This is a genomic window from Enterobacter cloacae complex sp. ESBL7 (genome assembly GCF_041679625.1).
Taxonomy (GTDB): Bacteria; Pseudomonadota; Gammaproteobacteria; order Enterobacterales; family Enterobacteriaceae; genus Enterobacter; species Enterobacter asburiae_B.
The window spans coordinates 1,586,811-1,603,944 of record NZ_JBGORN010000001.1 but is presented as its reverse complement, the minus strand read 5'-3'; the positions used below and the strand labels follow the sequence as shown (position 1 = coordinate 1,603,944).

16 protein-coding genes and 1 pseudogene are annotated in these 17,134 nt (G+C 55.5%); 10 read left to right on the top strand and 7 right to left on the bottom strand.

Annotation, left to right across the window (positions count from 1 at the left end; translation table 11 throughout):
- The first annotated feature begins 62 nt into the window (after positions 1-62).
- The 7 genes from ACERY3_RS07925 (at position 63) to dsbG (ending at position 6,300) form a co-directional block, all read left to right on the top strand.
- Positions 63-710: a hypothetical protein gene (locus tag ACERY3_RS07925; protein ID WP_058840942.1), complete on the top strand. Its 648-nt coding sequence runs from the start codon at positions 63-65 to the stop codon at positions 708-710.
- Positions 711-1,364: 654 nt separating this feature from the next.
- The gene (locus tag ACERY3_RS07920; protein ID WP_029741320.1) at positions 1,365-1,784 is read left to right on the top strand and encodes a hypothetical protein; all 420 of its coding nucleotides are present in this window, start codon (positions 1,365-1,367) and stop codon (positions 1,782-1,784) included.
- A gap of 5 nt (positions 1,785-1,789) precedes the next feature.
- On the top strand, positions 1,790-2,350 hold the full coding sequence (locus ACERY3_RS07915) for an RNA polymerase sigma factor (protein WP_373225559.1): 561 nt from the start codon (positions 1,790-1,792) through the stop codon (positions 2,348-2,350).
- An 87-nt stretch (positions 2,351-2,437) separates the two neighbouring features.
- Positions 2,438-2,809, top strand: a complete 372-nt coding sequence (locus ACERY3_RS07910) for a hypothetical protein (protein WP_219939665.1) — start codon at positions 2,438-2,440, stop codon at positions 2,807-2,809.
- A gap of 47 nt (positions 2,810-2,856) precedes the next feature.
- On the top strand, positions 2,857-4,881 hold the full coding sequence (locus tag ACERY3_RS07905) for a protein-disulfide reductase DsbD family protein (protein ID WP_373225416.1): 2,025 nt from the start codon (positions 2,857-2,859) through the stop codon (positions 4,879-4,881).
- Between the two features lie 7 nt (positions 4,882-4,888).
- Positions 4,889-5,500: a DsbA family protein gene (locus ACERY3_RS07900; RefSeq protein WP_058840939.1), complete on the top strand. Its 612-nt coding sequence runs from the start codon at positions 4,889-4,891 to the stop codon at positions 5,498-5,500.
- A gap of 41 nt (positions 5,501-5,541) precedes the next feature.
- Positions 5,542-6,300 (top strand): thiol:disulfide interchange protein DsbG, encoded by a 759-nt coding sequence (gene dsbG, locus ACERY3_RS07895; RefSeq protein WP_373225415.1) that lies wholly within the window; start codon positions 5,542-5,544, stop codon positions 6,298-6,300.
- A gap of 39 nt (positions 6,301-6,339) precedes the next feature.
- Here dsbG and ACERY3_RS07890 read toward each other — a convergent pair whose 3' ends face one another.
- Positions 6,340-7,632 (bottom strand): glycoside hydrolase family 10 protein, encoded by a 1,293-nt coding sequence (locus ACERY3_RS07890; protein WP_373225414.1) that lies wholly within the window; start codon positions 7,630-7,632, stop codon positions 6,340-6,342.
- 7 nt (positions 7,633-7,639) lie between these two features.
- Positions 7,640-7,927 carry a VF530 family DNA-binding protein gene (locus ACERY3_RS07885; protein ID WP_033145603.1) on the bottom strand — a complete coding sequence of 96 codons (288 nt, stop codon included), beginning with the start codon at positions 7,925-7,927 and terminating at the stop codon, positions 7,640-7,642.
- A 165-nt stretch (positions 7,928-8,092) separates the two neighbouring features.
- Here ACERY3_RS07885 and ACERY3_RS07880 point away from each other — a divergent pair, with 165 nt between their 5' ends.
- Together ACERY3_RS07880 and ACERY3_RS07875 are read left to right on the top strand one after the other, a co-directional pair.
- Entirely contained in the window at positions 8,093-9,787 is a 1,695-nt protein-coding gene (locus tag ACERY3_RS07880) for an Hsp70 family protein (protein WP_058840935.1), read from the top strand.
- A complete protein-coding gene (locus ACERY3_RS07875; RefSeq protein ID WP_373225413.1) occupies positions 9,788-11,122 on the top strand; it encodes a J domain-containing protein in 1,335 nt (444 codons plus the stop codon).
- Between the two features lie 73 nt (positions 11,123-11,195).
- Here the strand turns inward: ACERY3_RS07875 and ACERY3_RS07870 are convergent, their stop codons facing one another.
- Positions 11,196-12,683, bottom strand: coding sequence for a UbiD family decarboxylase (locus ACERY3_RS07870; RefSeq protein ID WP_373225412.1), 1,488 nt, complete (start codon positions 12,681-12,683; stop codon positions 11,196-11,198).
- 112 nt (positions 12,684-12,795) lie between these two features.
- Here ACERY3_RS07870 and ACERY3_RS07865 point away from each other — a divergent pair, with 112 nt between their 5' ends.
- The gene (locus tag ACERY3_RS07865; RefSeq protein WP_373225411.1) at positions 12,796-13,680 is read left to right on the top strand and encodes a LysR substrate-binding domain-containing protein; all 885 of its coding nucleotides are present in this window, start codon (positions 12,796-12,798) and stop codon (positions 13,678-13,680) included.
- Here ACERY3_RS07865 and ACERY3_RS07860 read toward each other — a convergent pair.
- The 4 genes and pseudogenes from ACERY3_RS07860 to ACERY3_RS07845 all read right to left on the bottom strand — a co-directional run bounded on the left by ACERY3_RS07860 (position 13,671) and on the right by ACERY3_RS07845 (position 17,074).
- Complete coding sequence (locus ACERY3_RS07860; protein WP_373225410.1) at positions 13,671-14,582, bottom strand: LysR family transcriptional regulator; 912 nt, start codon at positions 14,580-14,582, stop codon at positions 13,671-13,673. The genes ACERY3_RS07865 and ACERY3_RS07860 overlap by 10 nt on opposite strands.
- A 1-nt stretch (position 14,583) precedes the next feature.
- Positions 14,584-15,569, bottom strand: a pseudogene (locus tag ACERY3_RS07855) (MBL fold metallo-hydrolase).
- 141 nt (positions 15,570-15,710) lie between these two features.
- Positions 15,711-16,460, bottom strand: coding sequence for a 5'-nucleotidase, lipoprotein e(P4) family (locus ACERY3_RS07850; RefSeq protein ID WP_249425913.1), 750 nt, complete (start codon positions 16,458-16,460; stop codon positions 15,711-15,713).
- An 86-nt stretch (positions 16,461-16,546) separates the two neighbouring features.
- Complete coding sequence (locus ACERY3_RS07845; protein WP_033145585.1) at positions 16,547-17,074, bottom strand: GNAT family N-acetyltransferase; 528 nt, start codon at positions 17,072-17,074, stop codon at positions 16,547-16,549.
- Positions 17,075-17,134 lie beyond the last annotated feature (60 nt).

Here is a 17,134-nt window from a genome sequence, read left to right as displayed (position 1 = left end):
GGTGGTTAGGAGTTATCTTATTGATTCTATCTTATCAAGTTTTATGAGATTCAAGGATTCTGATGAATATGCCATATTTTTTTGCTTTTCTACCTATACTAATCTCGTTCGCTTCGTTGTTGGTTAGTTTTATTCATGGTAGTAACAAGAATAAAACAGGTATTATTGATAATCTCTCTAAAGAATTAAGCGGTAAGAGAGTTACGCCTTATGTAGTTCAGGTGTGTGTGTCAAGAATACATAATAGTAGGCCTATACAGTTTAGTATTTTGAAGAAACTTCTTAATTATAATGACGCGTTGGAAATCATTCAGCTTTTTTCATATGGAAGGAAGGTTCTGGATATTTTTAAGTTTTCAGAGGATGGTAATCGTATTTTGGTTGGATATTCACAGGCATACAATACATTCACCAGTAGATTGATGAGCATGCTTGTTTGTCTTCTATCTTTATTGGTGTGTTACTCGGCATCTGTTTATTTCATGATTGAAATAATGTTCTCGCTTAATCAGATGAATTCTATGGGGAGTGTTGGTGTTGAGGCTGGCGATGTGATTTTTAAATCAATCGGGCTGATCTTTTTCATGTTGATGACATTTGGGTTTTCTTGGCAATTTGTAATCATTTTTGGTTCCGGGAAAAGAATAAAAAAAATACAAAAATTAATTGATGGGAATTATTCCCGGAAAAATCATTCCAGGAACAGATAACCTAGTGTTAAAAACCCCAAAAAAGGCAATGCAGTACTAAATGTTAGTACGTTAGATTGCCACTTTAATTTAATAATTATAAATATTATAGATTGCTTATGAACTGAAATACTTTCGCTTAGGGTAATTCAAAAAAGCTTCGCCAAGGCGAAGTTTTTTGTATCAGTGGAGTCAATACATTGTAGTAATCTAAAATGCCCTAGAGGAATCCTCTTCAGCTATAAAAACGGTGGAACCAATAGCCATTTCTACGGAGAGTATTATCAGAAACGGTTTTCTGGTGATGATCGGAAACACAACCGCTCTCTCTATATAACATCCTCTTTTCTTCAGGCATCTACCAGCTGGTCCAACCACCATGGATGCTAATTGCCTTGGGAATTTGTGCGTTCACAGATATAGCTGCATGCATCTGATGGCACGAGTCTTTCCAGCAGATCTGCTTCGCTTTTTTTATCGTCAGTACTTTCACAAATGGTTTACATTGAGTCTCGGTTGCTGTTTCGTCGGCCAGTGTAGGAATGAGTGTATTCTTCTGAAACGTCCAAACTACATTTAAAAAATATTTCCGAAAAATTTTTAGCAATATTTCCCTCCCTCATCCGTCTACCTCATCACAAGCCATAATCAGTTACTGTAAACGAGGTAAACACCATGAGAGATTTTGATATGCACGACAGAGGTCACGGGCGCGGATTCGGTCGTCACCGTATGGGCAAGGGCTTAGTCATCGGCGCGGTGATTTTCATCGTGCTCGGCCTGGTGGTGATGACCCTGTGGAACGCCTTGCTCCCGGCCATCCTCGGCGTGAAGGCCATTGGCTTCTGGCAGGCGCTGGGCATTCTGGTGCTGAGCCGCATTCTGTTTGGCGGGCTGGGTTTCCGTCCGGGGATGTTTGGCGCGCACCGCCGGATGCACGAGCGCTGGATGAACATGACGCCCGAACAGCGCGAGGCGTTTATTCAGCAGCGCCGCGAAGGGTTTGGTCGCCACGGTCGCGGCCACTGCGGCTGGCACGGTCATCGTGACGATAAGCGCGACGACGCCACGCCAAAAGCGCCGGAAGCAGAGTGAGCGAAATGAAAGCCGGGGAGGCGGGCGGATCCATGCTGATGTCGGCGCTCAATGCCTGCCGCGCCCGGCTGAAAGCTTTCATTCGCGGACGGACGTCCGTTCGCGATGATGCCGACGACATTTTGCAGGAAGTCACCTATCAGCTGATGAAAGTGGAGCAGCCGGTCGAAAACGTCGCCGCCTGGCTGTTCCGCGCGGCGCGTAACGAGATGACCGACCGGGCGCGTAAAAAGCGCGAGGTCTCACTTTCCGGCTATTTTACGGGCGAAGACGAAGAGGGTTTCCCGGAGGACGAGCTGGCCGAAACCCTGTTCGGCGTGCCGCACACGCCGGAAGAGGAGTACCTCAAAACGCTGCTGTGGGAAGAGCTGGGGCAGGCGCTGTCTGAACTGCCACCGCCGCAGAGGGAGGTGTTTGAAAAGACCGAACTCCACGGCTACAGCATTAAAATGCTGGCAGAGGAGACCGGCGCCAGCGAACAGGCTTTGTTATCCCGCAAGCACAAGGCGGTGCTGTTTCTGCGCACGCGGCTGCGGGGCGTCTACGACGCGCTGACGGGCGAATAGCGGCGACAGACAAAACCTTACACTTCCGGCACTTGTAGATTCATCACTATCGTTTATGATCGGGGCGTCTTGTTACTCTGGAACGTTATGCGCAACCGTCAGCTCCTCGGAAAATGGCTTTTGATCGTCACCTGTCTCGCGATGGCGCTTTGCCTCGTGCAGCGTGCGGTGATGCTCAATCATTTTTTACAGGGACTGGATCCGCAAATTTCACTGAGTGCAGATGCCCCGGCTCAAAGCAGCAACACTGAACAGCCCGGCCCATCGCCCTGTCAGCTGGGCGCACACTCGCTGCTTTGCGCCCAGCCGCTGTTCTTCGACGGCGCGCTGCCGGCCATTATCATCTTCTTCGCGCTGCTGCAGCTGCTGACGCAGGGGCGGGCATTGGCTCCTGCAGAACAGCCCGTTCAGGCACCGCCTCCCCGAATACACCTTAAAAACTGCGTTTTCCGTGAATGAAAATCATCGTCCTCACACGATAATTTTCACTGTTCACGGAGTAAAACATGGTTAACCTCTTCAGGGGATTCGTCTTCCTGTGGCTGTCCTGCATCGGCATTGCCCATGCGGCGGACACAGGCTGGCTGGTTTCCCCCCAAAACGATCACGCCCGCATCCGCTTTCAGGCGGAGAGGGAGCAAACGCACGTTAAAGGCCTGCTCACCGTTGAGCTAAAGCCCGGCTGGAAAACCTACTGGCGATCGCCGGGCGAGGGCGGCGTCGCGCCGAAAATCAGCTGGCCGGAGGGCGTAACGGATAGCTGGTCCTGGCCGGTCCCGTCGCGCTTCGATATCTCCGGCATGACCACGCAGGGCTATCACGACAAGGTCGCTATCCCGATTACGCTCGACGGAGTGAAGGGCGACACGCTCGACGGGACGCTCACGCTTTCCACGTGCAGTAACGTCTGTCTGCTGACGGACTACCCTTTGCACCTCGATTTTACCCAGCCGGTAGATGAGGGCTTCAGCAGCGAGTTCGAGCAGGCGATGCGCGCCGTGCCCGGTACGTCAGGCGTATCCAGGGATCTCTCCGCCTGGCTCGCTGGCGACAAGCTGGTGATTACCGGCACGTCGGACGGGAAGTGGGATAATACGGGGATCTACTTTGACCCGCTGGAGGGTGACATTCTTCCCGGCGAGCCGGTCATCAAACACGACGGCAATACCCTTCGGGTGACGGTACCCGTGACCGACGAATGGGGAGACAAGCCCGCCTCGCTGGAGGGCAAGAGGCTGTCGTTTGTGCTGACCAGCGGCGGCAATGCGCAGCAAACCACCATGACCGTTGGCGCGACGCCCGCAGCGCCCTCCGCGTCTGAAGGGATGGGCAAAATGGTGCTCTTTGCGCTGCTGGGCGGGCTGATCCTCAACCTGATGCCCTGCGTGCTGCCGGTCATGGGCATGAAGCTTAACAGCATCCTGCAGGCGGGATCGGACAGGCGCGCCATCAGGCTGCGCTTTCTGGCCACCAGCGCCGGGATCCTCACCTCCTTTATGCTGCTGGCGGGGATGGTGACTGCGCTTAAGCTGGCCGGGGCGTCGCTGGGGTGGGGCATTCAGTTCCAGAACCCGTGGTTTATCGGCCTGATGGTCGCCGTCACCTTCCTGTTTGCGCTGAACCTGTTTGGCGCGTTTGAGATGCTGCTGCCTTCCGCCGCCACGGGACGGCTGGCGACGGCAGGGGGATCGGGGATTGGCGGAAGCTTCTGCGAAGGGATGTTCGCCACGCTGCTTGCCACGCCGTGCTCCGCGCCGTTCCTCGGTACCGCGGTCGCCTTTGCCCTTGGCGCGCCGCTGCACTCGCTGTGGCTGATCTTCCTGATGCTAGGCGTGGGTATGAGCCTGCCGTGGCTGTTTGTCGCCCTGGTGCCGAAAACGGCCATGCTGCTGCCGAAACCCGGCCGCTGGATGAACACGCTAAAAGTCGTTCTGGGCCTGATGATGCTCGCCTCCAGCCTCTGGCTGGCAACATTGTTGAGCGTGCATCTGGGCGAGGCGGTCAGCCAGATTGTGATGCTGGTGCTCATCGCCGTCGCGCTCGCGCTGTTCGCGCTGAAGGGGCAAAAATCCTCACCGCTGTTCTGGCTCGTGGTGATCGCACTGTCGGCGTTTGGTGGGTATCAGGCGCGCGGGCTGCTTAACGCGCCGCCTGCCGCTCCGGCACAAAATGCTGCGCAGACCATCCCGTGGCAGCCGCTCAGCGAGGAGGCTATCCAGCAGGCGCTGGCTCAGGGGAAGCGGGTGTTTGTGGATATCTCGGCGGACTGGTGCGTGACCTGCAAAGTTAACGAGCATCGGGTACTGAATCAGCCGGACGTTATTGCCGCGCTGCGCCAGCCGGACGTGGTGGCCCTGCGCGGAGACTGGAGCCAGCCGTCCGCGTTTATCGCCGATTTTCTGGCGAAGCGAAACCGTTACGCCATTCCGTTTAACGCAGCGTATGGCCCCGGTCTGCCTGAGGGGGAAATCCTCTCGCCGCTACTGGACAAGCGCACTCTGATCGCCACCCTGAACAACGCAAAAGGCTAACTGTGTTATGAAAAAATTCCTTATTACGCTTCTGTTCCTGCTAGCGCCGGTTCAGGTGTTCGCTGCCCAGCCGCTAACGCCGGACCAGGAGCAGCGTGCGCAGAAGATGGTGTATGATTTTCTGTTTAACGATCCAAACTCCCCGCGCATCGGCGCGAAAAACCCAAAGCTCACCCTGGTGGTGTTTACCGACTACAACTGTCCGTACTGTAAAAAATTCGATCCGTACCTGGAGAAGATCGTCGAAAAACACCCGGACGTGGCGGTAGTCTTTAAGTTTTTACCTTTCCGCTCGGAAAGTTCGCTAACCGCCGCGCGCGATGCGTTAACGCTCTGGCGTCAGGAGCCCGGGCAGTTTATGAAGCTGAACCACACCCTGATGGCGAAGAAGGGCTACCACGATGACGCCAGCATTCAGGAGGCGCAGAAGCGGGCGGGCGTGAGCGTCGCGACGCCGGACGAGGAGAGCCTGATGACGATCAAGCGCAGCCTGATCGTCGCGGAAAAAATGGGGATCCAGGGCACGCCCGCCACGCTCATCGGCGAGGGACTGCTGCCCGGCTGGGTGCCGTATGAACAGTTCGACGAAATGGTCAGTGACGCACTGAAAAACCGCTAACCTGAAGGGGGCGGAATGCCCCCGACAAACCGGAGAGGGAAATGAAAAAATTACTGTTACTTTCAGCGCTGGCGACGTCAGGGCTGGCGCAGGCGGCTGAAGCCATACCGGACGTGGTGAAGCACTTCGGCGAGCAGCAGAACATTAAAATCATCAAGAAGCTGGATGCGCCCGGCGGCGCGCCCGCCTGGCTGGGGCAGTATCAGGACATGGGCGTGACGCTCTTTTTAACGCCGGACGGCAAGCACGTCATCTCAGGCTATCTGTACGATGACAAAGGAAAAAACCTCAGCGAGGGCTATTTCCAGAAAGAGATCTACGCCCCGATGGGACGCGAGATGTGGAAGAACCTCAACGCGGCGCATCCCCTGAAGGAAGGGGCGGATAACGCCCCGCGTAAGGTCTTTGTTTTCGCCGATCCGTTCTGTCCTTATTGCAAGCAGTTCTGGGCCGAAGCGCAGCCGTGGGTGAAGGCGGGCAAGGTGCAGCTCAACACGCTGCTGGTGGCGTTTCTCAACCCCAACAGCGGACGTAACGCCTCGGCGATTCTGAATGCGAAAGATCCGGTTTCGGCCTGGCGCGAATACGAGCTTTCAGGTGGCAAAAAATTACCGAAGCCAGAGGGCGAGGCTTCCCATGAAACGGTAGCGATCCTGCAGAAGCACCAGACGCTGATGGACAGCCTGGGCGCTAACGCCACGCCGGCCATTTACTATCTGAATGCGGAAAATGAGCTGCAGCAGGTGGTCGGTATGCCGGATGCGCAGCAGCTTGAGGCGATGTTCGGGCCGAAGCCGTAAAAAAACAGGCAGAAACGGGGCGTTTCTGCCTGATGGCATTTAGCTTCCCCAGCGTCCTTTCAGGTAGTTCACCGCCTGCTGGGTCTGCGGCTGGTTCAGGTAATCTTCCCGGAACAGGATGGTGCCGTTCACGTTGGGCAGCGAATCGTTGAGATCGAGCTGCTTTTTCAGCTCCGGCACGCCGCCCTGAACCGTCCAGTCCGGCTCGTTTCTCGACGGCTCGCCCACCTTGTAGAACGCAATGCCGATATACAGGCGAGTGTGGGTTGGCTTCACGACGTCGGCCCACCATTTGGTCAGCACGTCGTAGCGCGCGGCATCCCGGGAGAAGGGCCAGTAAATCTGCGGAGCGATGTAGTCGAGCAGGCCCTGCTGAACCCACTGCCGTGTATCGGCGTAGGACTCATCGTAGGCCGCAGCGCCACGGGTGTCCGAGCCTGCCGGGTCAAAGGAGCGGTTACGCCACACGCCCGCCGGGCTGACGCCAAACTCAACGTCGGGCCTGGTCTGTTTAATCGCGCGGGAAACCTGGACGATCAGCTGCTGCGTGTTGTGTCTACGCCAGTCAGCCTTTGAGGCAAATCCCTGACCGTACTGCCGCCAGGTCTGTGCGTCATTGAGCGCTGAACCAGGCGTTTCGGTATAGAAGTAATCGTCAAACTGCACGCCGTCTACCGCGTAGTTCGCCACCACTTCGGTCACCACTTTGGTTATCCAGTCGCGCACTTCCGGAATGCCGGGGTCGAGCACAAAGCGGTCGCCCGAGATGCGCACCCACTCAGGGTGCTGGACATAGACGCTGGACGGGGTCTGATAGGCGGTCCGGTTCAGGGCGGCGATGGTGGACGGTTTGGTGTTGGTCGACACGCGGTACGGGTTGAACCAGGCATGCACTTTCATGCCGCGCTTGTGCGCTTCATCCAGCATAAACTGCAGCGGATCGTATCCCGGATACTCGCCGATGTTGCCCGTCAGCATATCCGACCACGGCAAAATTTTTGATGACCAGAGGGCCGTGCTGTCCGGCTTCACCTGGAAAAACACAGTGTTAATGCCGAGGCGCTCAAGGTTGTCGAGCTTGCTTGTCAGCGCCTGCTTTTGCATCGCGATGCGCTGGTCCGCGCTGCGGCCGTTCACCGAGGCTACCGGCGGCCAGTCGAGACGAGTGACGGTTGCCAGCCAGATCCCGCGCATCGGCTCGTTTGCCTGCTGCGTCGGTTTGCTCGCGGTGGGAAGAGGGGTAACCAGTGATTTCGGCGGTTTGGAGGAGCAGCTCACAAGTAAAAGCGCGCAGGCAGCCAGCGCACCAATCCGTTTTACGTGTCGCGTCATTTGCGTATTAGCTCTTGATAATCCGACTGTTGGCCCAGGGATTAAAGGCGGGCGCCGCCTGTTCGGTGCTTACCTCATCGTTGAGGGAGTCCAGATACAGGGCTTCGACTTCCGCGCGCGCCCACGGGGTGCGGCGCAGAAATTTCAGGCTCGATTTAACGCTGGGATCTTTTCTGAAACAGTTAATTTTGATTCGGTCGCCCAGTTCGCTCCAGCCGTATTTTGCCACCAGGGCATTGACCATCATCTCCAGCGTTACGCCATGCAAAGGATCTTTGGAAATATGTGCAGTCATAGGTGTCCGGATGTCTCAATGTTTGTGGGGGCAGGGTTTCCGGTGAAAGGGTACAAGAAAGCAGGGGAAGCGGCAATAATATCAAGAACCCCCTTTTTTTGGGCATTAGTTCTCTTCTAACTATTTGTATAATCAATAGAGTAACAATGAAAAACAGGTATACCGATGACGCATAATCAGGTGCTGGGAATCGATCTCGGGACAACGAACAGCGCGGTCAGCGTTTGGCTTGAGGGGCGGCCAGTGCTGGTTACGAATAAATTTGGTGAGGTTCTGACCCCTTCAGTCGTGGGTCTTGATGATGACGGCAATATCCTGACAGGCCGTCCTGCCCGGGATCGTTTACAAACTCACCCGCATCTCACGCAGGCGAGCTTTAAGCGTTTCATGGGGACAGACATCCAGCTTCCGCTTGGGCTAAGGCAATTTCGTGCGGAGGAGTTATCTGCTCTGCTGCTTCGCCAGTTAAAAGAGGATGCTGAAGCCTGGCTTGGCCAGGCTATATCCGATGCGATCATCACCGTTCCGGCTTATTTTAATGATGTACAACGACGGGCGGTAAAAAATGCTGCCAGCCTGGCCGGCCTGAATGCCATTCGCCTTTTAAACGAACCTACCGCAGCTTCTCTTGCTTTTGGGTTACTGGAAAACAGAGAACAAAAATATCTCACTTTCGATCTTGGCGGTGGGACATTCGATGTATCCATTATTGATATGTTTGAGGGCGTGGTGGAAGTCCGTGCCAGCAGCGGAGACGTACGCTTAGGTGGAGATGATTTCTCGGATGCCATTCTGCACTGGATGTTGCAACAACACCCGGCTCTAAAAGCAGCCCCCGATACGGTGAGGGCCGAGCTGCTGGCGAAAGCCGAAAGCATGAAACTGACGCTTAGCCAGCATGCACAGGCCGAGGTCACTCTATGCTGGAATGATACGGAGTGGCGATGGTTAATGAATGAAGAGCAATTTGCCCACTGCTGCAAACCGCTTTTAAATCGGCTTCAACATCCTGTTCAGCAGGCGCTCAATGATGCGCGTTTCTCAGTGCGCGATCTGGACCATATCCTTCTGGTGGGAGGGGCGACGCGCATGCCACTCGTCCGCCAGACTGTCGCGCGACTTTTTGGTCGCTTCCCACGTTACGATCTTCATCCCGACGAAGCCGTAGCCCTTGGTGCTGGCGTTCAGGCCGGGATGGTCATGTCTGATGTCGCCGTGGAGGATATCATTCTCACGGACGTGATGCCTTTTTCTCTGGGTGTTGAAGTTGCCAGGCGGAGTTCGGAGCGTCTTGAGACGGGATTTTTCCTGCCACTCATCGAACGAAATACCTTTCTACCCGTGAGTAAGATGGAGACAGTCAATACCGTTGAAGATAATCAACGCACTGTATTGCTGAAGATCTACCAGGGGGAGGCGCGCAAAGTTCGCGATAATATTTTTCTGGGTGAAATGATTATTGATGTCCCACCTGCACCGGCGGGAGAGGTCTCTCTGGATGTCCGCTTTACCTATACCCTCGATGGTTTGCTGGAAGTCGAATGTCAGTGTCAGGGAAACCCCGCCATCTCAAGACGGATTATTGAAAAAGTGCCGGGGCAGATGAGCGATGAACAAATTGCCGAGAGTCTGCAAAAGCTCGCCGCACTCAAAATCCACCCTCGCGATCGTAAGGAAAACGTCGCGCTGTTGGCTCGCTGTTCGCGACTCTATGAACGGCTGCTGGGGGACGAGCGAGCCTGCATTGACCGGCTTACAACAGAATTTGAGTGGGCTCTTGAGAGTCAGGAGCCGCAGCGGATTGAACGTTCTGCACGAGAGGTTGAACTTTTTCTCAATAGCTACGAAGGGGTCAGGTAGATGAGCATCTGGCAAACTCTTGATATTGCTCCTACAGAGGATGAATCGGAAATTCGGCGAGCCTACGCACGCCAGTTAAAAAAGAATCGTCCTGATACCGACCCCACTGGTTACCAACGCCTACGGGAAGCCTTTGACGATGCAAAACGGTTAGCAAAGGAAGGCAAAGAGAAGGATCCACAACGTGTTTTAGTCGATGAACCAACGGCCATGGTTGATCGTCAGGAAGAAACTGACGAACGCGTGACCGTTTTCTTACCAGAGCGCGAAGCGCTATATACGGAACAGGAAATATCTGCTCTGGCTTATAAGCTCGTCAACGAAGAAATATCCGGCATTGCTTCTCTCAAGCATCTCTCCGCCCGTATTAACGGGCGAGGAAGTCTTGAACAACAACGGCTTTTCAGTCAACGTCTTGCCGCTGCACTGGCTGAACAGGCTGGATTAACTGAAGCGCAACTTGATATCGTGGCGGAAATGCTGAACTGGCGGATACATGATTACGACTTTAGCCATATCATCCCGCTTTACCTTCAACACGCCATTAATCATCAGATCCGCCAAACTGAAATCCTCCGAGCCTGGCAGAAAATGGAGGCGGAAGGGAAGCAGGGATCATGGCGGGAGAGGCTGGCTATTAAGCTGCTCAGAAGTGAACGACCGAACGTACCTTTTTGGATACGATTATTGCCGGGGTTGATTGAAACTATGGCAACACGATATCAATACGTACTGCAATCTTTTCCGGAAATCCTCCCCCGGCTCAATCCTTTTATTCTGCAGTTCCTGCAGAGAGCACGATTAGGCCTCACATCGGCGGGCCTTTTTTTATTGGCATTCTGGGGTTTTCTTTTCAGCGCTATTTTACCCTCCACTGGGGGTATTACCCTCGTCAGTACCATTACAATTGCAACGCTTATTTTCTACCTTTACGTCAGCGATATGGTGTTGATAAGCGCCCATTCCAGACCCAGATTGCTCAGCGCTTTTTTAGGCATTGAGTTCCTGCTTTCACTCATTATTATTCAGTGGTTCTTTGGCGGACTCTATTTTGCTGCTCTTTCGGCCATTACTACACCCGGTCTGGGGCCACCACTCCTGATGACGGCGATCTTTTTGCTGCTGTCGGCGATAGCCGTATGGGCAGTGTGGCCGAATCGAAAAGTACCTGCGATCCGCTTGCCCGGAATTATCATGAGCAGGCTCTTTTCCAGTCCATGGCGGATCCTTGAGGTGATGAATTTCGCCTGGTATAGCTTTATCTGGCTTTTCATTCATTACTTTATTTGTGCTGCGGTTATGGCGGCGCTGATTAATCAGTTTAGTGAGAGATGAATTAAATATGGCGCTCTAATAATAAAAGGTCACCCGGCTTAAGCCAGAGTGACCTTATTAAATTTTCAGCTATTTATTTCTTATCAGCGAACAGCTCCGGCGCCCACGGACGCGGATCCACCTCCATAAACGGCGCGCGCTCGAAGCGGTCCTTCAGCGCCCACGGCACCGTGCAGTCGAAGATGGTCTTGCAGGAAATGCCGTTTGCGCGAATTGAGGTGCTGTAATCCGGCGACTGGGACGGATCCAGCTGGTGGCCGCGGATCCCCGGAATATTGGTGATGCTGACATCGCCCTGCATGCGGGTGGTCATCGCCCACAGGATGTCGTCGCTGTCGAAAATATCCACGTCTTCGTCGACAAGAATGATGTTCTTCAGCTCCGAATAGGTGGCTAAGGCAATCAGCGCCGCCTGTCCCTGACGGCCTTCGTCTGACGGCTGGCGTTTTTTCACCTGCAGGATCCCGAGGAATTTACCGCCGCCCGCGGTATGCGCATAGACGTTTTGCAGGAAGCCCGGAATCGCCTCTTCAACGGCATTGCAGATGCTGGCTTCCGTCGGTAAACCGGCCAGGGTGGTATGCTCTTCTCCCGGTCCCACCAGCGTTTGCAGGATCGCGTGGTTTCGCATGGTCACGGCTTTCACTTTGATCACGGGCAGGGACGGGTTCGCCTCGCCGCAGTAGCCCGGGAACTCCGGCATCGCGTGGCCGGTGTTGGTGTGCTGATCTTCTCTTACGCGCACGCCCGGCAGCAGTTCGCCCTCGATGATGATTTCCGCCCGCGCGATCGCTTTCTCTTTTACCGCCACGCCCTGCACCAGTTCGACCGGCTGCTGGCGCAGCGCCCCGGCGACGCCCAGCTCGTTGTAGCCAAACGGCGTGGTGGGCGCCTCAAAGCACGCGCCGATATAGATGGCTGGATCGAGCCCCATATTGATCGTCACCGGCAGCGGTTTTCCGGCTTCTTCCGCCTTTTTGCGGAAGACTTCAATATGCCGACCGGCGGCAAGGAACATGGAAAGCTCGTCGCGCTCCTGAACGCAGAGGCGGTGGATGGTGACGTCCGTTAGCGAGCTGTCTTCCGGATCGCTTGCCAGCACCAGCCCCAGACAGAAGAACGGGCCCGCATCAATCGGCGTGTTTGTCGGTGCCGGAAGCAGCTTTCGCAGGTCGAAGTCAGGGTCGTCTGCGTAGAAAACCTGTTCCTGGCAGGGCGCCTGCGAGGCCGGAACCACAACCGGCGCAACCGGCTTTTTCACCGCCTGGCCGACGTGTTTTGCCAGCTCAGAGGGCTCGCAGCCCAGAAGCAGCGCCGCGCGCTCGCGGCTGGCGTGCATGCCAACTAAGATGCGGGAGCCCGGATAGCCCTTCACGCTGTTGAACATCATGGCCGGGCCCGTACGGGTTGGACGTTTTACCGTGCCGCCCGCGCCGATATGGCGGTAGACTCCCGCCAGCTCCGCGTTGGGATCGACCGGATAATCGGTTTCAAGATACTGCCCTTCGTGGCGCTGAAGCAGGGCGATGGCGCTGCGGAGATCGTTGATCGGGTTTTCCATATTTTCCTCCCTCGTTTGAATACCTCCATTTTTATGGCAATGACCAATAGCATCAATTGCATCATTACTGCTAAATTGATAAGTAAATTCATATCAAAAAAGGAAGTGTTCCGTGCAGTTTCGTCAGATGCGCCATTTCATCGTCGTGGCCGAAGAGCTCCACATGCACCGGGCCGCTGAGCGTCTGAACATGGCGCAACCGGCCCTGAGCCAGCAGATAAAGGCGCTGGAAGAACGTTTAGGCGTCACGCTCTTTAGCCGGGCGAACCGCCGCTTAACCCTGACGCCCGCGGGTGAAGCGTTTCTGGTGAAAGCCAGGCTCGCCATTTCCCTGACCGAGCAGGCGGTTCTCGACGCCAGGCAAACGGCACGGGGCGAGCAGGGGGTATTAAACCTGGGGTGCGTGTCGAGCGCGATGTTCGACGGCAGGCTGCCCGCCGCGCTGCGCCAGATGCATACGCGCTGGCCGGCCATTACCATGTCGCTGGTGACGGGAAATGTGCAGACGCTCTACGCGGCCGTGCAGAGCAACCAGCTCGATGTGGCTATTATCCGGGCGCCGCTGCCGTCGCTGCCTGACGATCTGCAAAACCGCCCGTTCACGTCAGAGAAAACGGTCCTGGCGCTGTATCGTCAGCATCCGCTTGCGGGATCTTCCGCGCTGACGCTTTCGTCGGTGAAGGACGAAAAATGGATCTCCCTGCGCGACCCGGAGGGAATGGGGCTGGAACAGTACTTTTATGACGCCTGCAGCGGGGCGGGCTTTCAGCCGGACGTGGTGCAAAACGCGACCGACGTGCCCACCGTGATAAGCCTGGTCTCGGCGGGGTTTGGGCTGGCGCTGCTGCCCGCCTCGGCAAAGGCGGTGAGCGTTGAGAACGTGGTGTACGTGGACATCCTCGACCGGCTCCGGGAAAGCGAGCTGACGCTGGTTTGCCACCGGATTATTCGCTCAGAAGTGCTTAAAAAATTCCTGATTACCCTCGATCATACCTGACGCCCGGCGGCCTGCAGCAGCTGCTCGCGCAGCCAGGCATTTGCCGGATCCTGGCTGTTTTTCGGGTGCCAGTACATGTAGATGGTAATCGGCTGGAGCGGCAGCGGCGGCGCAAAGAGATCCAGCGTGCCGGCAAACTGTTTCAGCATCCGTTCCGGCAGGGTGCACACCAGGTCGGTACCGGCAACAAGCGCAGGCGCCATGGCGTAGCTCTGCGTGGACATCGCGACGTGCCGCTGGTAGCCCAGCCCGGCCAGGGTTTGATCGACAAAGCCGGTAAACGGATCTCCCGCCGATGACACCACTAGATGAAAAAGCGCGCAGTAGCTTTCCAGGTCTAACGCTCCGGTCCCGCGCGGATGGCCTTTGCGCTGGGCGGTGGCAAACGCATCGTCGAGCAGTTTGCGCCTCACCCAGCCGTCATGGGCGCCCGCGCTTACGCCGATGTAGATATCCACATCTCCGGTTTCGAGCTGCTGCGGCAGTTCGGACATCTGTGGCAGGGCGAAGCGCAGGCGAATACCTGGAGCTTCGGTACCCACCTGGTTAAGCAGCCCGGTGCCCAGCATCAGCGCCGGGTTTTCGTGCAGCGCGATAACAAAGGTTCGGGTGCTGGTCTGGGCATCAAACGTGGTGGGAGAAAACATCGCGCTGATGCCGCGCAGCACGCTCTCCACCTGCGGCTTAAGCGCTTCCGCTCGCGGCGTGGGTAGCACCCCACGTCCATGCGGGGAGGGAATAAACAGCGGTTCGCCAAACAGCGTTCGCAGACGCGCCAGACGAGCGGACAGCGCGGGCTGGCTGATGCCCAGCCGCGCGGCCGCATGGGTGATATTCCTGTCCTGAAGCAGGGCGTCCAGGGTCAGGATCAGGTCGATGTCCATGTCACAGACGAACGTCATTTTATTTCGCGCTGCCGGCGTCCCGGTTGGTATAGGTCACAGGGACCCAGGCATAGCCGCCGTTTTCGCCTTTGGTGACGTAGCCGATACCCGGGAACGGCAGATGTGGCGCGGCAACCAGGTCTTTATTTTTCACAAAGTCCGCAAATGCGTGTTCGCGCACGCTTGCCGCTTTGTTCTGATCTTCATCGTAGGTAATGGTCACGTCAGGCTGCGGGAACTGTACCGCCGCGGCATGAATGATGTCGCCGACAAAGGTGATCTTCTCGCCTTTGCTCGTCAGCGTGTAGAAGGCTGAACCCGGCGTATGGCCGGGATGAACCGTGCCGGTCAGCCCCGGGAGAATCTCAGATGTGCCGCTAAACGGCACCACTTTACCGGCGTCAAGATAGGGTTTTAAGGTCTTCTGCGCGACGTCAAAGTAGTTCTTGCCGTAGCCGGTTTTTTCTGATTCTCGTCGTTAAAGAAAAAGTCGACGTCCGGTTTGCCAACGAAAACGCGCGCGTTGCTGAACACCACCTTGCCGTCTTTCACCAGGCCGCCCGCGTGATCGGAGTGGGCGTGGGTCAGCAGGACTTCAGTAATGTCCTCGGGTTTAATCCCCTGGGTGGCGAGGCTCTCAATCAGACGTCCGCCGTTGCCGGGGCCAAAGAGCTGGCCTGAGCCCGTATCCACCAGAATTTTATGTCCGGGCATCGCAATCAGGAACGCGTTGATGGACACTTCAGGCGGGTTGGTCTGGAAATTTTTCGCGAGCAGCGCATCAATTTTTTGCGGCGTTGTCCGGCGCAGCAGCTTGTGCAGATCCTGCGCGACGGTCCCGTCCGTAAACGAGGTCACCAGAACGTCGCCGACCTGGACGCTGTATCCGCCCGCCGGTTGTTTAACGACGTGCTGGGGCGTCTCTGCCGACGCCTGCAGCGCAGGGTAGAAAAGCAATGAACTGGAAATCAGCGTAGAAAGAGCAAGTTTTTTCACGGTAAGCATACGAGTCTCCTTTGAAAGCGCTCATCTTACTTCTTCGTAAAATTATAAGAACCTGCCCAGAAATGATAGGACCTATAAACGCAGTGGATAGCACAGCGCAGAGGCCGGGTGGCGGTGAAGCCTTTCCCGGCCCGTAAAACGTTATTTTTTCAGCGGCGCGTTCCAGCCGTCCAGCGTGGCTTTGGACCAGGAGCCATAAGCGGCATTAGGCAGCACAATCCAGTCGTTTCCGAAGTGTTCCGCGCTGGCTTCAACCAGCTCACGCTGCTGCTCGCTCGGCTTTTTATTTTTAAACTGCACGGCGAAATCCGGCAGGCTGTCGCCAAACAGCATCACGATCTGCTGCTTTTTGAGGATGCTCTGGCGACGCTCTTCCTTGCTGACCGTGTCCAGAAGCACGCTTTCATCGGACACCTGCGGAAGTCCCAGGGCTTTTAACGTCCTGAGCGTATCGGCTTTATTTTCCTGCATGCGGTCCGAAACATAATAGATACGGACCTTGCTTTGATTCACATGGTCAAGAAACGCCTTCGCGCCCGGAATTAAGCCGGGTTTTCCCTGTTTTTCCCAGTCGCTCCAGGTGTCCCATTTTGTATAGTCGTGACACTGCTCGGTGTCGCGCACCAGCAGAGGGGTGTTATCCAGCACCGTTTCATCCAGGTCCATTACCACAGCGTAATTTTCAGGCGTTTTCAGCTCTTTTAACTTTTCGTTGAAACGCTCGGTGGCAAACCGATACGTCTGCAGCTGAAGGGCCACGATCTCTGCCGATTTCTGCTGATAGCGCAGCGCCATTTCGTACGCTTTGGGTTCACACAGCTCGCCCCCGGCGGCCGTCGCCGCTGCCGTTGCACTCAAAACAGGTAATGCCAGCAGTAATGCCTTAGCCATTGAATTCACACTTCTTTCCTCAACACCGTGGTTAAAATCCCGAAAGCGTAATGAAAGTCAATGACAGAAATATGAAGGCCGCGCCGTTAGACCAGCATGTAATACCAGAACAGGGCGACTTCGTCTTTTTCCGGTAAGGCGTTGTAGAGATAACGATCGTATCCGCCCAGGGTAAACCCGTAGTTGCGGTAAAACAGACAGGCAGAAACGTTCACATTTTGTGTTTCAAGCCGTAATCCCGGCGCGTTTACGCTGCGGGCCCACACGTGCGCGGCGGCCATTAATTTTTGCGCGGCGCCGGTTCTGCGTTTCGTGCGCTCTACAGCAATGTAATCCACCGAGATAAACTTATTCCAGCCGATTGACGCGGTAATAAATCCGGCAATTTCACCGTCATCCGTTTCGGCAATAAGAAATATGGCGTCCGGATTAACGCAGTGGTTTTCAAGGGTTTGGATATCGAGCTCGTAGGTTTTAATCCAGGGTACGGCGACGGCTTCGATATGCAAATCGCAGTGGATAAAGGGCTCTCGTGCAATGTGGCTTATGGTGAAAGAAAAGTCACAGCATTCAAGGCGAGCGAGGTCGGTATTGAGTCCTTTTCGAATCTGCATAGTCTTCCCGGTAGTGAGTTATTTCATAAAGAATAGACGAAGCGGTTAAATTCGCTGGCC

Excerpts from the sequence above, each read along its gene's own strand:
- ACERY3_RS07875 (WP_373225413.1), top strand. The coding sequence starts at position 9,788 with ATGAGCATCTGGCAAACTCTTGATATTGCTCCTACAGAGGATGAATCG.
- ACERY3_RS07850 (WP_249425913.1), bottom strand. The coding sequence starts at position 16,460 with ATGGCTAAGGCATTACTGCTGGCATTACCTGTTTTGAGTGCAACGGCA.
- ACERY3_RS07845 (WP_033145585.1), bottom strand. The coding sequence starts at position 17,074 with ATGCAGATTCGAAAAGGACTCAATACCGACCTCGCTCGCCTTGAATGC.
- ACERY3_RS07900 (WP_058840939.1), top strand. The coding sequence starts at position 4,889 with ATGAAAAAATTCCTTATTACGCTTCTGTTCCTGCTAGCGCCGGTTCAG.
- ACERY3_RS07915 (WP_373225559.1), top strand. The coding sequence starts at position 1,790 with ATGAAAGCCGGGGAGGCGGGCGGATCCATGCTGATGTCGGCGCTCAAT.
- ACERY3_RS07870 (WP_373225412.1), bottom strand. The coding sequence starts at position 12,683 with ATGGAAAACCCGATCAACGATCTCCGCAGCGCCATCGCCCTGCTTCAG.
- ACERY3_RS07920 (WP_029741320.1), top strand. The coding sequence starts at position 1,365 with ATGAGAGATTTTGATATGCACGACAGAGGTCACGGGCGCGGATTCGGT.
- ACERY3_RS07885 (WP_033145603.1), bottom strand. The coding sequence starts at position 7,927 with ATGACTGCACATATTTCCAAAGATCCTTTGCATGGCGTAACGCTGGAG.
- ACERY3_RS07910 (WP_219939665.1), top strand. The coding sequence starts at position 2,438 with ATGCGCAACCGTCAGCTCCTCGGAAAATGGCTTTTGATCGTCACCTGT.
- ACERY3_RS07860 (WP_373225410.1), bottom strand. The coding sequence starts at position 14,582 with ATGACGTTCGTCTGTGACATGGACATCGACCTGATCCTGACCCTGGAC.
- ACERY3_RS07925 (WP_058840942.1), top strand. The coding sequence starts at position 63 with ATGAATATGCCATATTTTTTTGCTTTTCTACCTATACTAATCTCGTTC.
- ACERY3_RS07890 (WP_373225414.1), bottom strand. The coding sequence starts at position 7,632 with ATGACGCGACACGTAAAACGGATTGGTGCGCTGGCTGCCTGCGCGCTT.
- ACERY3_RS07905 (WP_373225416.1), top strand. The coding sequence starts at position 2,857 with ATGGTTAACCTCTTCAGGGGATTCGTCTTCCTGTGGCTGTCCTGCATC.
- dsbG (WP_373225415.1), top strand. The coding sequence starts at position 5,542 with ATGAAAAAATTACTGTTACTTTCAGCGCTGGCGACGTCAGGGCTGGCG.
- ACERY3_RS07880 (WP_058840935.1), top strand. The coding sequence starts at position 8,093 with ATGACGCATAATCAGGTGCTGGGAATCGATCTCGGGACAACGAACAGC.